The 15,611-nt window shown below is 43.8% G+C and carries 14 protein-coding genes; 5 read left to right on the top strand and 9 right to left on the bottom strand.

The window, feature by feature from the left end; all coding sequences use genetic code 11:
• Positions 1–96 precede the first annotated feature (96 nt).
• The 4 genes from PN466_RS13450 to PN466_RS13435 form a co-directional block, all read right to left on the bottom strand.
• Positions 97–1,746, bottom strand: a complete 1,650-nt coding sequence (locus tag PN466_RS13450; RefSeq protein WP_271940155.1) for a ribulose bisphosphate carboxylase small subunit — start codon at positions 1,744–1,746, stop codon at positions 97–99.
• A gap of 162 nt (positions 1,747–1,908) precedes the next feature.
• Positions 1,909–2,211: a EutN/CcmL family microcompartment protein gene (locus tag PN466_RS13445; protein ID WP_271940154.1), complete on the bottom strand. Its 303-nt coding sequence runs from the start codon at positions 2,209–2,211 to the stop codon at positions 1,909–1,911.
• Between the two features lie 18 nt (positions 2,212–2,229).
• On the bottom strand, positions 2,230–2,568 hold the full coding sequence (locus PN466_RS13440; RefSeq protein WP_271940153.1) for a carbon dioxide-concentrating mechanism protein CcmK: 339 nt from the start codon (positions 2,566–2,568) through the stop codon (positions 2,230–2,232).
• A gap of 104 nt (positions 2,569–2,672) precedes the next feature.
• Entirely contained in the window at positions 2,673–2,984 is a 312-nt protein-coding gene (locus tag PN466_RS13435; RefSeq protein ID WP_271940152.1) for a carbon dioxide-concentrating mechanism protein CcmK, read from the bottom strand.
• 456 nt (positions 2,985–3,440) lie between these two features.
• Here PN466_RS13435 and PN466_RS13430 point away from each other — a divergent pair, with 456 nt between their 5' ends.
• Positions 3,441–5,285 carry an NAD(P)H-quinone oxidoreductase subunit F gene (locus PN466_RS13430; RefSeq protein WP_271940151.1) on the top strand — a complete coding sequence of 615 codons (1,845 nt, stop codon included), beginning with the start codon at positions 3,441–3,443 and terminating at the stop codon, positions 5,283–5,285.
• A 381-nt stretch (positions 5,286–5,666) separates the two neighbouring features.
• Here PN466_RS13430 and PN466_RS13425 read toward each other — a convergent pair whose 3' ends face one another.
• Complete coding sequence (locus PN466_RS13425) at positions 5,667–6,191, bottom strand: alpha/beta hydrolase (RefSeq protein ID WP_271940150.1); 525 nt, start codon at positions 6,189–6,191, stop codon at positions 5,667–5,669.
• Between the two features lie 97 nt (positions 6,192–6,288).
• Between PN466_RS13425 and pip the strand changes: the two genes are divergently transcribed.
• A complete protein-coding gene (gene pip / locus PN466_RS13420) occupies positions 6,289–7,233 on the top strand; it encodes a prolyl aminopeptidase (protein WP_271940149.1) in 945 nt (314 codons plus the stop codon).
• 10 nt (positions 7,234–7,243) lie between these two features.
• Here pip and PN466_RS13415 read toward each other — a convergent pair whose 3' ends face one another.
• Both PN466_RS13415 and PN466_RS13410 read right to left on the bottom strand, forming a co-directional pair.
• On the bottom strand, positions 7,244–7,687 hold the full coding sequence (locus PN466_RS13415) for a DMT family transporter (protein WP_271940148.1): 444 nt from the start codon (positions 7,685–7,687) through the stop codon (positions 7,244–7,246).
• Positions 7,688–7,711: 24 nt separating this feature from the next.
• Complete coding sequence (locus tag PN466_RS13410) at positions 7,712–8,299, bottom strand: glyoxalase-like domain protein (protein ID WP_278003089.1); 588 nt, start codon at positions 8,297–8,299, stop codon at positions 7,712–7,714.
• A gap of 113 nt (positions 8,300–8,412) precedes the next feature.
• Here PN466_RS13410 and PN466_RS13405 point away from each other — a divergent pair, with 113 nt between their 5' ends.
• Positions 8,413–9,204: a pantothenate kinase gene (locus tag PN466_RS13405; RefSeq protein WP_271940318.1), complete on the top strand. Its 792-nt coding sequence runs from the start codon at positions 8,413–8,415 to the stop codon at positions 9,202–9,204.
• Between the two features lie 86 nt (positions 9,205–9,290).
• Here PN466_RS13405 and PN466_RS13400 read toward each other — a convergent pair whose 3' ends face one another.
• Positions 9,291–10,574, bottom strand: coding sequence for a hypothetical protein (locus tag PN466_RS13400; RefSeq protein ID WP_271940146.1), 1,284 nt, complete (start codon positions 10,572–10,574; stop codon positions 9,291–9,293).
• Between the two features lie 270 nt (positions 10,575–10,844).
• On the opposite strand from PN466_RS13400, the gene PN466_RS13395 reads away from it, so the two are divergent.
• Positions 10,845–13,007 carry a PP2C family protein-serine/threonine phosphatase gene (locus PN466_RS13395; protein ID WP_271940145.1) on the top strand — a complete coding sequence of 721 codons (2,163 nt, stop codon included), beginning with the start codon at positions 10,845–10,847 and terminating at the stop codon, positions 13,005–13,007.
• 232 nt (positions 13,008–13,239) lie between these two features.
• A complete protein-coding gene (locus tag PN466_RS13390) occupies positions 13,240–13,857 on the top strand; it encodes a hypothetical protein (protein WP_271940144.1) in 618 nt (205 codons plus the stop codon).
• A 158-nt stretch (positions 13,858–14,015) separates the two neighbouring features.
• Here PN466_RS13390 and PN466_RS13385 read toward each other — a convergent pair whose 3' ends face one another.
• Complete coding sequence (locus PN466_RS13385) at positions 14,016–15,380, bottom strand: sensor histidine kinase (protein WP_271940143.1); 1,365 nt, start codon at positions 15,378–15,380, stop codon at positions 14,016–14,018.
• Positions 15,381–15,611: the final 231 nt, after the last annotated feature.

Below are 15,611 nucleotides of genomic sequence, written 5' to 3'. Positions count from 1 at the left end.
ATCAATTGACAGCTAGTCAATAGTAATGCGGTCATCATCATAATTTTTATGACCATTGCTAGCCTGACTTCTGCAAGAAGCCTATTCAATCCGGACTTACGGGCGTTGAATCACCGATTCAGCTACACGCCGTTTCGCCGTTGTATCGATGCCCAACATGCGTACATATTCCCCTGCATGTTCCGCAAGGCAAGCTTCCAAACCAGCAATTACGTCTGACTCACGGTTTGATTCAATTGGGGTACAGCTCTTCCAAGATCCCGTTTTATAGCGCCGTTTATCTGCATGTTCCGTACCAATCTTGTAGCCTTGGGCCAGCAAGGCACGCACTTGCTCGATCGCCTCAGCGCTCAGTTTTCCAGAACCAAAGGCAACCGGACTACTCGCGCGAGCCACTGGAGCAGCGGAACTTGCAATACTAGAGGTTCCATTACTGCTAGCAGTAACTCGACCATCCGGTCGTTGAATAATTTCCTCTAAAACCCGACGTTTGGCATTGGGGTCAACCGCAATCAAGCGTACATATTCACCTTCACAATCTCTCAAGACCGCTTCAATGCCATTCAAAACGGCTGTGGGACTCGTTCCTGTAATCGGAGCGCCAGTCAGCCAGGAACTGGTACGGAAGCGTCGTTTATCCGCATGTTCTGTTGTAATTCGGTAGCCTTGATTAACCAATTGTTTCACTTTTGAGTTCAAATCAGCAGGCACACCTGCACCATTGGAGGATGAACCATTTTGACTGGCCGGAACTCTTGAGGTGACTGGAGCGCTGGTGCTAGGAGTACCGGGTTGATCGCCTGGTTTTTGAATAATTGTTTCTAGGACACGCCGTTTTGCTTTCGGATCGATACCAATCAGGCGCACATACTCACCCCCATGCTCTGCCATACAAGATTCAACTGCTGACAATACGGCTGTAGTATTATTTGAATCGATTACCGGGCAGCTCTTCCAAGAGCTAGTCCGGAAACGGCGTTGATCGGCATACTCTGCCCCGATTTTATAGCCTTGGGCGAGTAAACTTTTAATTTGGGTTACGGTTTCTGAATTAAGAGTTGTCATATTGCTTTGTACTTGACCATTACTAGAATTGCCCGATAAATCACCCGATTCATCACGAATGGGCGTAATACATTCGATATTGTCGGCACATCGATACCCAGCTCTGAGAGCATCATTAATACCGACCACATGGCTGGCAAAGGCCACATCACCTTTTTGCACATCTGGCAGGCGATCGGCCTGCTGTTGATTGGTAATCACCGATCCAGAAGGCACATACTTTCCTGGAGGGATTTCCACATCTTGGATCAAAGCGTGCATCATCACAATGCATCCGTGACCAATTCTGGCGTTGAATACTGTAGAGCGGAAACCAATAAAACAATTATCTCCCACGTAGGCTGGCCCATGTACCAGCGCCATATGGGTAATAGAAGAATGATTACCAATCCAAACGGAATATTTCTGGCCATCATCGCCAACCACTCGGCCTTCCTCTAGACCATGGATGACCACACCATCTTGTACATTGGTATAATCCCCAATATAAAAAGGAGCGCCTTCATCGGCTCGGATAGAAGTGCCGGGCGCTACTAAGACGTTCGTTCCAATATGGACATCACCAATTAGATTCGAGAAAGAGTGGACATAAGCACTACTATCAATTTGCGGTTCCGCTAAGTCCTTCGACCAAGGGGTGGGGGGAGCCGCACTGCTCCGTGTCTGGTTAAGCACAACCATAATAATGATTTTCCTCCTATAGCGATTTTGTCTCTGGTGTCATGGGATTAATTGGGTCGAGTTTCGGATGTTATCCGACCTCAAAAGGGTTCTGATTGATTAAACTGAGATAGATACAATGGATACCGCCCTCGACCAACCCTGACCCTTGAGGACTGAACATTAATAGGTATCTTTTTTGCTATAGATTCGTGAATTTCCCACTGTGACCGTGTCAATGATTCCGACAACGGTTGCATCTATAGGACGATTTTGGGTTCCTTCAATTTGGCGAGCTGCACTACCACGACTCACCAGAACCCATTCATCTAACCCAGCTCCCACACTTGGATCTGCGGCTACCTCATATTCAGGAAGAAGGCGGCCTTGCTCATCTATCAACTGCAACAGTAAAAATTTAGACCCTCTAAGACTCGGATCTTTTTGGGTGCTAACGACTGTGCCACAAACTTTAGCAACTTGCATGGATCGAATATCAGATCCTTACGAACGACTTGACCGAATAGCATTGGTACTTTCGGCAAATTGCTGTACATCTTCGGTGTAACGAATGGGGAGTACATACTCCAAGTTTTCGTGGGGACGAGCAATGATATGGGTAGAAAGAACTTTTCCGCCATTGACGCGCTTGATATTATCTACTCCCGCAGCGACAGAAGCTTGTACTTCAGATACATCACCTCTAACAATCACGGTTACTCGACCACTACCAATTTTCTCATATCCAACCAGGGTGACACGAGCGGCTTTTACCATTGCGTCGGCTGCTTCTACAACGGCAGGAAAACCTAGGGTTTCTACCATTCCAACTGCAATTGACATTGATTCAAAACTCCTAATGTTTTCAACAGAGATGGGTAAGTGTGAGGGTGAAGTTGAGTAATAATTACTAACTCAACTTCGTCCTGTTTTGGCTTTCAACGGTGCTAGTAGCTTCGGAACTGCTCCACCGCTTCGGTGTAACGGATTGGAAGAACATACTCTAGGTTTTCGTGGGGTCTGGCAATAATGTGAGTCGATAAAACTTGTCCTCCATCAACCCGCTTGGCGGATTCAATCCCCGCAGCAACTGAAGCTTGAACTTCCGATACATCTCCCCGGATAATGACGGTTACCCGACCACTCCCAATTTTCTCGTATCCAACAAGGGTCACACGAGCAGCTTTTACCATCGCGTCAGCAGCTTCGACGACGGCAGGAAAGCCTAATGTTTCTACCATTCCAACGGCTATGGGCATTGTTAATCTCCTGATCTGAAAAAGCGAAAGATAGCACTAGGACACCCAATTTTCCTAGGAAAGCAAAAGAGTTTTTTGCTTCTCTATTAAGGATATGGGAAGCATGACTCTCCTGGCAATAGAATTAATCATAATAACCCTTGATTTGATTAATTAACTTTTGTGATGTCTTAACAGAAATTAATTTTTTATTAAAAAACTTAAGATACAATGATAGACCAACTTAATTCACGAGATAAGATATGTAAATATACTTAAGGAAGTTGGCAAGGGACAAGTATTGTGCCAGTGATGAGCCACGCGATCGCAACAGCATTTTGGGGTAGGCTAAGGGATGGGATCATCTCTTAGCTGTAAGGTAAGGCAGGGATCAAGAGTCTGCAAATGTCAAGAAACTCAGATTAAAAGTTTAACCAAATTATTAAAATACAGCCAATTAGACCATTAACGTAACCTATGTCTGAATATTTCCTAGAAACAAGTTGGTACATTCCATTCTATGGTTTGATCGGAGGCATTCTCACCTTGCCTTGGTCAACTCGGATGGTCCGTCGTACTGGGCCTAGACCAGCAGCCTACTTTAATCTGCTGATGACAGTTTTAGCCTTCGTGCATGGATTAATTGTCTTTAATCTGGTTTGGGATAGAGAACCCCATTTAATTGTTTTTCACTGGTTAAAGGTGATTGATATTGATTTTTCCCTAACCTTGACCATTTCTGCCGTGAGTTTAGGGGCAATGTCCTTAATTACGGGATTAAGTCTATTGTCCCAAATCTACGCTCTGGGATATCTAGAAAAAGATTGGGCGCTGGCACGTTTCTTTGCCATAATGGGCTTTTTTGAAGCAGCGATGAGTGGAATTGCCCTGAGTGACTCTCTCTTGCTGACCTATGGTTTGCTGGAAATGTTGACCCTATCAACCTATCTCTTAGTGGGCTTTTGGTATGCTCAACCTTTGGTGGTTACGGCGGCAAGAGATGCATTTTTGACCAAACGAGTGGGTGATATTTTATTACTCATGGGCTTGGTCGCTTTGGGAACAACCGCAGGAACCTTGGATTTCGATCGCCTCTATATCTGGGCTGAAACGGCTGAATTATCCCCTTGGTTTGCCACTCTCCTAGGATTAGCTTTGATTGCAGGGCCAACGGGAAAATGCGCCCAGTTCCCCTTGCATATGTGGTTGGATGAGGCCATGGAAGGGCCAAACCCGGCTTCGATTTTGAGGAATTCGGTAGTGGTGGCCTGTGGGGCTTATGTGTTAATTAAGCTACAACCGATTTTAGCGCTCTCTCCAGTGGCTTCAGCTACATTAGTCGTCATTGGTATTTTAACGGCGATCGGCTCGTCTTTAGTCGCTTTAGCACAAGTAGATATTAAACGCGCTCTATCCCACAGCACGAGTGCTTATTTGGGATTGGTATTTATTGCCGTGGGAACGCAGTGGACAGGCTTTGCATTGATGCTACTGTTTGCCCATGCGATCGCCAAAGCCTTATTGTTTATGAGTATTGGTTCGATTATCCTCACCACCAATAGCCAAGACTTAACCGAGCTAGGGGGACTACAGTCGAAAATGCCTGTGACCACCACTTCATTTCTGGTTGGTAGTGCAGGTTTAATCGGAATTTTACCCCTCGGTGGTTTTTGGGCTTTGCGCTTGGGTGCGGATAACTTTTGGTACTACGAACCTTGGTTATTGGTCGTCCTGCTCTTAGTCAATGCTTTGAGCGCCCTGAATTTAACACGCGTTTATCGTCTCGTCTTTGCTGGAGAAACCCAACCCAAAAGCCGACGGGCACCTGAAGTGGCTTGGCCCATGGCCGTACCAATGGTGAGTTTAATCATCATCACCTTAGTCTGTCCCTGGCTCTTACATCAATTATCCCTGATTCCCAATTGGGGCTATGTTCACAAAATTACAGTTATGCTGGTGATTATATCAGGTTTAGCCGGATGTCTCGTTGGTGCCATCATTTCCCTACCCAGAACATTAGCCCGATCAATTATCAAACCGCTTAAATTTATCCAGGATCTACTAGCGTATGATTTTTATATCGATCGCCTCTATCGCATGACCGTTGTCTTTGCTGTAGAACAATCTGCTCGACTCACTTCTTGGTTCGACCGCTATATCATCGATGGTTTAGTCAACCTAGTGGGTGTGGTTACCCTGTTTAGTGGAGAAGGTCTAAAGTATAGTTCAGTTGGGATTGGCCAACTTTATGTTCTGACCATTATCTTTAGCGTTGGCTTTCTGGTCACACTGATCGGTTGGTTCGTCTATGTGCATCCTTAACAGCGCACAGCGTTGGGGAATAGGGTTTTGGTACATGGAGAGAGAGGATTCAAGCATGTGTTTCATAACGCAAGCAAAGTGCTGTATTCCAGACGCAAGGATAATATCAAGTCCGAGTAATCAGTTTAATTATGTACAGTGCGTTTCCACTCCTACATTGTTCCGGTAGAACACTGCCTATTCCCTATTGCATAGCGCAAAACGGTTACAGCACTTTCCGCTCAGAGATCTACTGCTACAAGATATTTGGATTGACATAATTAAATGCACACTCTAGATTACCAATAAGATTACGGGCAAGACAGTAGCTAGATTTACTAAATCCGGGTCGAAAGTTGAAGAATACGTTAACATAGGAGCGATCGCTTCCATAGATTGCCTTTATTTGAATAAATCGATCAAAATTTGGGCAGGTTTAGCAAATCGATTCAATTCGTTGTAAGCTTCTATAAGCCGTGCCCCTTCAACTTCGATTTCCGGTGTTGGGTATTTTTGTAGGGTTTCCAATAAAGTAATTTCACCATCTTCACTAGCTGATAAAATTAAAGCAGCTCGGAGTGCTTGAGTATTTGCACCTTGGGAAGGTGTATGGACAATTTCCGCTACCCGATCCAGAATTTTACGCCCGATGGTGCTATTTAAAGCTCTATCGAGAAATAAAACATCAACACTGATAGGTGCAGTTAACACAGTACGAAAATCTTCAGGGTTTTGCCCGAGGGTTTGTAAGTTACGTTGTAGAGCAGGAGTCATTTCTCCAGTTTCAGCAAACGTGGTTAATTCTGCGACAGAGAGCGATCGCCGAAAGACAGAATACTTAAAGACAACGCGCTCTGCACCCCAACCCGGAAGGGAGATCAAGGGAGAGGTAAGAGCGATCGCAAAAATGGCTATCCAGGATTTCATCAGTACAATGGAATTAAAATCTAATCATTCAGGACAATTTCAGCCTGACTTTAGTTTCCATACTAATCCAATTCCCTAAGTTACCAATTACCATCGCATGAGAGAGCTTTACCCCCCCATTGAACCCTACAACCAAGACTATCTATCTGTCAGTGTCTTACATACCCTCTATTATGAACAATCGGGCAATCCAGAAGGCACTCCTGTAGTGGTCTTACATGGGGGCCCAGGAGGAGGATCTTTACCCGATTATCGCCGCTATTTTAATCCCCAGAAATGGCGTATTATTCTCTTCGATCAACGGGGATGCGGTAAAAGTACCCCCCATGCAGAATTACAAGATAATACCACCTGGGATTTAGTTGCCGATATTGAACGCTTACGCACTCATCTAGGTCTCGAACAATGGGTTGTATTTGGCGGGAGTTGGGGGAGTACCCTATCTTTAGCCTATGCTCAGAGCCATCCAGAGCGCTGTCAAGGGTTAATTCTGCGAGGCATCTTTTTATTGCGCTCCCAAGAATTAAACTGGATGTATCAGGAAGGAGCCAGTTATATTTTCCCGGATACTTGGGAAGAGTATGTTAAACCCATTCCACTCGAAGAACGGGATAACTTTTTATCTGCCTATTATCGACGACTGACTAGCGATGACCCACAGGTGAGACGGGAAGCGGCTCAAGCCTGGTCAGTGTGGGAAGCGAGTACCAGCAAGCTCTTTCCGGATCTGAATTTAATGGAAAAGTTTGCTGATGATAGGTTTGCGGATGCTTTTGCTCGGATTGAATGCCATTATTTTATCAATCTCGGCTTTTTTGATAGCGAAGATTGGTTCTTTCAAAATCTCGATCGCATTCGCCAGATCCCCACTGCTATTGTCCAAGGACGCTACGATCTCGTTTGTCCGATGAAAACGGCTTGGGAAGTCCATCGAGCTTGGCCAGAAGCTGATTTTCAGGTGATTGCTGATGCGGGTCATTCCATGGCAGAACCGGGTATCCGTAGTGCATTGATTGAAATGAGCGATCGCTTCCCAGTTTAGATCATTCACCTCATTTTTTCAGAAACAAAATTGCACCCGCAAGCACGAGTCCCACCCCCAAATAACGGGATAAGGTCATCGGACGGGGGTCAAGTCCGATGCCGTAGCTATCCAATAGGGAACCGAGAAAAAATTGAATGGCTAAACTCAAGGAAAAAGTCGCCAAAAGACCGACCCGCGATACACAATAGGAAATACCACCCACAATCACTAAACCGCAGATTCCTGGCACAATAGCATATCCGGGTAAGAGGCTATAGTTACTCCAGCTATACCCTGCCAATACGGTACGCAATAGGGCGATCGCTAAAATGAGTAGCCCCCCTCCCGCATAGGTCATCACAATATTATCAAATACACCGATTTTCTGTTCTAAAATCCCCATAACTTGGGCTTGAAGTGTTACCGCAACTCCGACAGCAACGACGACCAATAAAGTGACGAATTGGGTCATAATGATCTTAAAATAGGGACAGGATTAATTAGAAATTTCCGTAATTTCAATTACGCGATCGTGGAGGTCTTTCACCAAAAAATTCAAGGGTTTATTGCGGCGAATTTTATTCTTTACTCCTCGCAATTGTACCCGCATTAACACCTGTTCTAAACAATCGCGATCGAAACAAACATGGCGTTGGCGATCGTTGTGGCCTAAACTTGCCCCAGAAATCACATGCAGTTGGGCATTTTTTTTCAATTGGTACCACAGTCCTTCCGGGATATCTTTTTGCACTGTTTGCGTTATTCCTGGGGAGAGATAGAGCGGATCTAAACCTGTAGTTCCCAAGGTTTGCTCGTAATTGTAATAATAATGAAGCGGTACATCGGCTTCTGGTAATTGCAGTAAATCCTCGTACAATACTCTAGCAATCTCTAAGTCCGATACCATAATCGTATAAACTTTAGGGGCACTGGTGAGGAACATCCACATCGCTCCAGCATACGCCATGAGCAACATTACCATAATTCCCTGAGTAGAAAAAAGGGAATCAATCGGTAAGAAAGAAAACAGAGACCCGAGTAAAGGGAAGGTGAAACCTGCGATCGATTGTGTTTCTAAGACCATGGACTCAAAATAAGGGCAATGTTATTTAAGAATAATGGCATACATGGGAAAATGTCCCATTGTGCCCATCATTCTAGCAACTTTGCGCTCAATCGGAAGAGGAGTTAACGGTGATGTGGTTAGCATTGGTTATGGGAAACTCGCGATTTCATTGGGGATTAGGCGATCGCCACTCATTGCTCTCTTGCTGGAATACAGCCAGCTTATCCGTAAATGAAATAGAGAAAATCATCCCTGAACTAGAACAGGGAAGGATTCCAGAACAGATCTTGGACGGATGTCCTCTCAAGGATAAATTTTATTCAAGACTATTTAATACTCTTCCCTTGTGGCTTGCATCCGTAATCCCCGAAGTTACTCCCCTCTGGACATCCTATTCGCAAACCCATGTGATTGAGTTAGCCGATTTACCTCTGAAGGGAATGTATCCCACATTTGGCATCGATCGCGGGTTAGCGGTTGTTGGTGCGGGGGCAAAATGGCGATCGCCAGTATTAGTCATTGATGGAGGAACGGCATTAACCTTAACGGGAGCAGATGGCGATCGCCATTTAGTCGGTGGAGCCATTTTACCCGGATTAGGTTTGCAAACGAGTCTATTAGCCGAACATACCCGCACCTTACCCCAAATTAGCTTATCTGAGCAACTGCCCAAACGCTGGAGTTTGGAGACGCAAGAGGCGATCGCCAGTGGTATTCTGTATACCGTCTTAGCTGGTTTGCACGATTTTATTCAAAATTGGCACAACCACTATCCCCAAAGTCCTATTGTTCTCACAGGTGGGGATGGAGAATTACTCACCAAAGTCCTGATCCAAGAGTTTCCTCAATTGTACTCTCATCTCTATTTTGACCCCGATTTAATCTTTTTAGGGATACGGTGTAGCATGAGCCACAAAATCTGATATAGCTGTTATCGAATTAGTGAGGTACAGATTGAAGTCTTAGAACCTAAGCCATATAAGCTATTAGCACGAAGCACTATATGCTTTTATTCAAGATTGGGTTGTGGAAGAATGGGATCGAGGGTAACTTCTAACTGCGCATTACTGACAACTCGGCGATCGCCTGAGATCGCCGCCTCAAAACTCCAAGTTTGCTCGTTGACCAAACATTGGACTAAATTTTGATAGGCAATGCTGGTATCTTGAGGATTTAAAACCCGCGTATAACTGGGTAAAATCCTCCCATTCTCATCAATAGTAACGAATAAAGTAATGGTTTGACCAAAGTATTCCCGCGTACCTGACTCTAGGGGACAAGTGGGATTATCAGAGTCTAAAATTAGAGGTGTTTCTAAAGATTTAGCTTTAGCCCATTCATCTGGAATATCAATTTGTTGCTCTGGGGGAGGGGGTTGGATACCTAAAAGTTTAGGAGAAAATTCTTCCGGTTTAATATCGCCAATATTGGGTAATTCTTCTTCTGCAACAGCCGGATTTTCAGGCAAGGGGTTAACGGGAGAGGCAGACACTTGAGGAGGAGGAGAGGGAAGTGGAGATCTTACAGGAACAGACTCGAGATCCGGTGAAGGAGTCACCAAAGGACGAGGAACGACACTCTGCGTAGGAACCGGAGTGCTTTCTGGACTTGGTGTAGGTTCTGGTGTTACAGATGATTCAGGTGAAGGTTCTGGACTTGGCGTTGGAGAGGGTTCAGGTGAAGGTTCGGGGGTTGCAGTTGGAGAGGTTTCTGGAGTCGGTTCTGGGGTGGGTTCTGGACTTGGCGTTGATTCAGGTGAGGCTTCAGGCGTTGGAATTGGAGATGACTCAGGTGAAGGTTTGGGGGTTGGAGTCGGTTCAGGTGAGGCTTTAGGTGTTGGAGTGGGAGACGGTTCAAGTGAAGGTTCTGGGGTTGGAGAAAGTTCGGGAACCGGAAAAGGGGAAAACGTAGGAGAAGGAAAGGGTTCAGGAAAAGCTTCTAAGGAAGGGACTCTCTCTTCCGGTTCAGGCTGTACCTCTGGAACAACTGGAGGTGGACTAGGAGAAGGGGATGGGGGTTCAGGTTCTGTCTCATTGACTGGAGAAGGTGCGGCTTCAGGAGCTGAAGTTTCCTCAACAATAGCCTCAAGCATCTCAATAGGAATAAAGGATACAGAATCCTGCTCCGTCATCCTCAGACGCAATAGGGGCTGCACTATCCATAACACTAATCCATGTAGCAGGATTGACCCCAAAACTAAAAGCAACCAAAATTGAGGAGAATGGGGCGATTCGCTCCGCGACCCCTTCGGGGAACGCCTCTGATGATAAGATTGATCCCGAATAAAAGACATAACCATTACCTTCAATTAAAAATTAAAAATTGATCGATGATCGCCTTTACAATTACCCGTTCCATGGCTAACTAACGATAGCTCACGCGCAAGTATCCTAACACTTCGCGACCGACTGGTACGCGATCGGTTACTTGTTGCAGTAACACACCGTCCCGGCGATCGCGCCGTATTAGCGTCGCTAGAAGCAATTTGTTCCCAACCCAAACCCATTATTAATTTGTTAATTGATATAACCCTTCCCTTGAAACTTAAAGTACCTAACTCACGATGAACGATCCCAACTCTTCTGAATTAAGAGTATCTAACAGTCCATTAACCAAACCATCTTCCGAGCTATCTTCTAACCAATCTCTGATTACTAAACCTGGGGCAATTCAGTGGTTTAAAGATCTACCCATTCGTCAAAAACAGCTCATTGGCCTTTTTACCTCAGAAATTATTTCCATTGTCGGACTCGTGGGTGTCGGTGCATACTTGATTTTTAAATCCGGACGGAATCAATTAGAACATCAAGCCAAATCCGAATTAGCAGTTACTCAGATAGAATATAATATCAAGATCGATCAAATGGGATTTGGATTTCGAGGACAAGCTGACAACTTAGCGATTATTCAAGTAGCCCAATATCACCGTTACGGTCAACTCATTCCTCCGGACTTTAAAGGGCAAGTTCAAACAATATTAGAAAATGAAATCAAAGCACGCCAAATTGAATATGCAACCTTGGTTGGAAAGAATCTAAAAATCATTATCAATGGTAATCAGAACCGAGCCGGAGAAGTATTTAATCCAAAAAATCTCGTTCAGATCGCTCTGAAAACCGGCGAACAAATAAAAACCAGTGAAATAATCCATTGGCAAGATTTAGAAGCTGAATCTCCCGAACATCTTTCCTTCTTAACGCCTGGAGAACAAATCCTGATTCGGTATACTATTACTCCAGTTAAAGATCCCCAAACCGATCAACCCATTGCTGTTCTAGTTTCGGGAGATATAGTGAATAAAAAAAGAGAAATTGTCCAATCTACTCTAGAAGCTCTCGATGGCGGATATAGTGGGATCTACCTTTATGATGAAAACAGGCAAAACTTTAACTTAATCACCTCAGTTAAACCCATTGATATAAAAGCAAATCAATCTGCCTATGCAGCCGTTCATGGCTCCTATATTTTAGATCTCTCAATACCCGATCTAACTTTTTTACAAGAAGCAATTACTCTCCCGGAAAATAGCCTAGTCACCCAACGAATGAAGCTCGAAGAAAAACACTATACGTTTGCTGCTAAAGCAATTTATAATTACCAAGGTGAACCCATTGGTGTTTTGGTGAGAGGGACTCCAGAAACTGCCTTAGAAGAGTTAACAAGAGGAAGTCTTCTTTTGCAAGGAATCGTTGCCTCTTTAGCGTTAGGATTTGATATTATTTTAGCTATTTTATTAGGAATCACTATTACTCGCCCCATTAAACGTCTACAAAAAACCACTCAATCCTTTTCTCAAGGAGATTTAAGTGCTCGTGCCCCGATCGTGGGAAAAGATGAAATTGGTCATTTAGCCGACAATTTCAATCATATGGCTGACCGAATTCTCAACACTTTTCGACAACTTCAAGAACGCACCGCAGACTTAGCTTTAGCCAATCAGAGAATTGGAATATTAAATGACAAACTCAAGGTGGAAAACTTGCGCTTGACTTCGGAATTAGATGTTGTAAGAAAGCTTCAGAAGATGGTGCTACCAAACGCGGAAGAATTAGAGAATATTGTGGGTTTAGAAATTTCAGGATATATGGAACCCGCAAATGAAGTGGGTGGAGATTATTATGACGTTCTCAAGCAAGGAGAGCGAGTCAAAATTGGGATTGGGGATGTAACCGGACATGGTTTAGAAAGTGGGATGTTAATGCTGATGACTCAAACCGTGATTCGTACTCTGCAAAATGCGAATGAAACCGATCCAGTACGATTTTTAGATCTATTGAATCAGACACTCTATGACAATTTGCAACGGATGAAATGTGATAAACATATAACGCTAGCAATTTTGGATTATCACCAGGGTAGAGTAAAACTCAGTGGTCAACATGAGCAAGTTATTGTGGTTCGATTAAACGGAGATATTGAGTTGATTGATACAATAGATTTGGGATTGCCTATTGGGTTAGATGAACAGATTTTAGAGTTTATTAGTCAACAGGATATTCAGTTAAATCCTTCTGATGTGATGGTATTATACACGGATGGGATTACAGAAGCGCAAAATAGGGAGAAAGAACACTATGGGTTAGAACGTTTGTGTACAGTGGTGCAAGAACACCGAGATAAAACTGCCCATGAGATTCGGGAACGGGTGATTGAAGATGTGTGGAGGTTTATTAGGGAGGAAAAAATATTTGATGATATTACTTTGCTGGTTTTGAAGCAACGATAAGATATCGCATGTCCACTGGAGAAGGAGTAGGGTCACTTGTCTAGCAGAGCAAAGAAGAGTTAGGATGTCCTATCCCACGTTTCGCAGTATTAGAAATAGAATCCGAATTTCAAACAGCCCGATGCCCAAAGTGTCAGAAAATCAGGTAAAGAAAGTGTCACCTTACCGCCAAAACATAGTCTAATTATAAGTTAAATATCAATCGCTTGAAACTACCTCATCAAACTATAGTATGCTACGAGAGCAATTAGTCTTATACGGGATTGCTGGGGAATCAGTATCTACTGATAATATTGTTATAATCCCAGCGTATTATGAACTATTTGTTAGCTTTAACAGAGATGCGCTCAAATTTGATTTTTCTCTTAGGAGTTACATGGATGAAAATGGCTACAATATGTCTGAAATATGTCATACCTTCTATCAGTTCTCAAAGAATTACTTAGATATATTAGATGCATCATGTGATGCTATTTGGGTTCGCGCTAAAATTCCCAGTGCTTTCAGGTACCTATCCCCTTCTAAGATTGATTGCCGTTATAATCTTCTAGATATTCCGTTCTTAGCAGTTATTCTAGATGATCCTAGAGGCTTTCCATCACTTCATCCTTTCACTTGTATTGAAGAAGACTTACAGGCAGGACTTGAATTTTATCCTACGACACCTTATAAACAAGGTTTGAGAATTGCAAATGTATTCTGGAAGTTACTTTTAGAGCATCAAGGCTTAACTGACTTTATGGATGATGTTCTTGGAGATCACTACGATGATTATGAATCAGTCGTTATGGGCAGTAACTTCACAACTGGCTATCAATGGAAGGAATTTTATTTAGAAACGTATAGCTAGTAATGTGTTTTAGTGAACTTGCTAGCGTAAGTAAATTATACAGTACTTTGCGCTATTTCGAGATTTGATTCTCCCCAACCTACGATGATTGGAATATTAGAAAATAATAGCAGACATGAAATATAACTAAAGTACAATTAAAAGTTCTGGATACGAGATCATCCTCGATCGCATTGATATTCAGGTAGAGTTACTGTAACAGTGGTTCCTCGATCGCCTTGGGACTCTATTTTAATGCAGCCATCATGGTTATCAACGATCGCCTTTACAATCGCTAATCCTAACCCCGATCCTGTCGCTACTTGACCTTCAGGATCTCGCACATCTCGGCTCCGAGACGGATCAACCCGGTAAAATCGATCGAAGAGATAGGGTAAATCCGCTTTAGCAATGCCTATCCCTGTATCTTTGACTTGCAATTGGACTTCAGAACCCTGGGTTAAGCAGACGCTAATGGTTCCTCCCGTAGGCGTATATTGCAGAGCATTACTAATTAAATTGGTGCATAAACGGGTTAACTGAGTCCAATCTCCAGCAACGGTAAAAGGGTCTAGATCCGGAGGAAAATCGGGAGAGTCGAGGTTAAAGTCTAAGGTTAAATTACGTGATCGCGCAATTAACTGCTGTTCTTCAATCACGTCCATCACCAAGGCATCTAAGGGAATAGATTGCCAGTGCTGTTCAACCATACCACTATCTTGCCGAGCTAAAAATAACAGATCGTTAACTAACCGTCCCATACGGCGCGTGAGTCGTTCTATCACTTGTAAAAGTTGATGTTGTTGAGGATCTAAACTGGGATCGGCAAGAGCCACTTGAACGTTCGTTTGAATCGTAGCAATCGGATTTCTTAATTCATGGGAAGCATCGGAGGTAAATTGCTTCAGTTGGAGATAACTGACTCTAACTGGTTCCATCGCTAAACCGGATAAAAACCACCCAATCGCCGCGACTGCAATAATGGTTAAACTAATAACAGCCGCCAAATCCACCATTAACTGGCGTGTGGGTTTAGTGACTTCAAACCAAGGATGGCTCACGCGCAAGTATCCTAACACTTCACGATCCACTTGTACGCGATCGGTCACTTGTCGCAAGAGGACATCCGAGTCTGTATAATTCCAAAGATTTCCATGGGGCGATCGCGCAATTCGTACCGTTTCCCCCATACGATTAAAATGGAGAGGAAGATTGAGGGGCGTTTCCCAAGTTGACCATAATAACTCTCCTGTAGGACTAAACCATTCTAAATCAATGCGATCGTCCTCTGCCGGTTCCACTTGGTCTTGAAAACTCGCTTCTAGATTAATCTGAAAATGGGGAGATTGACGATTAGCGGTAGACAAAGCATCAAAAATGAGCGATCGCTCCACTACTTCCACAACATGATTCAGGGTATCATCAATGCGCTCAATTAACGTCGCTCGCACATATCCATAAATCCCCCCAGCAAAACACAGCAATAGCACCGCAGTCACGGCAGTGTACCATAAGGCTAAACGGCGACGAGTCCTTTGAAACATAGATACTAGGCAACAGGCAATAGGCAATAGGCAATAGGCAATAGGAAAAACCGTTTTTACCTTTTCCTTGAATCGTCTATAAATAGCGACTAGTGGACTGGCAAGCTTAAAATTGTGGGTAAGAGTTATCGGAGGTACCTATGAGTAACCCCAAGCTTAAGTATCGCATTAAATTGAGTACAGAGCAACGTCAAGAACTGATAGATGTCGCGAAAAATGGGGAAAAGTCAG

This window comes from Roseofilum reptotaenium CS-1145, from assembly GCF_028330985.1.
Classification (GTDB): Bacteria; Cyanobacteriota; Cyanobacteriia; order Cyanobacteriales; family Desertifilaceae; genus Roseofilum; species Roseofilum reptotaenium.
The sequence above is the reverse complement of the archived record's forward strand: the minus strand, read 5'-3'. Positions and strand labels throughout refer to the sequence as shown.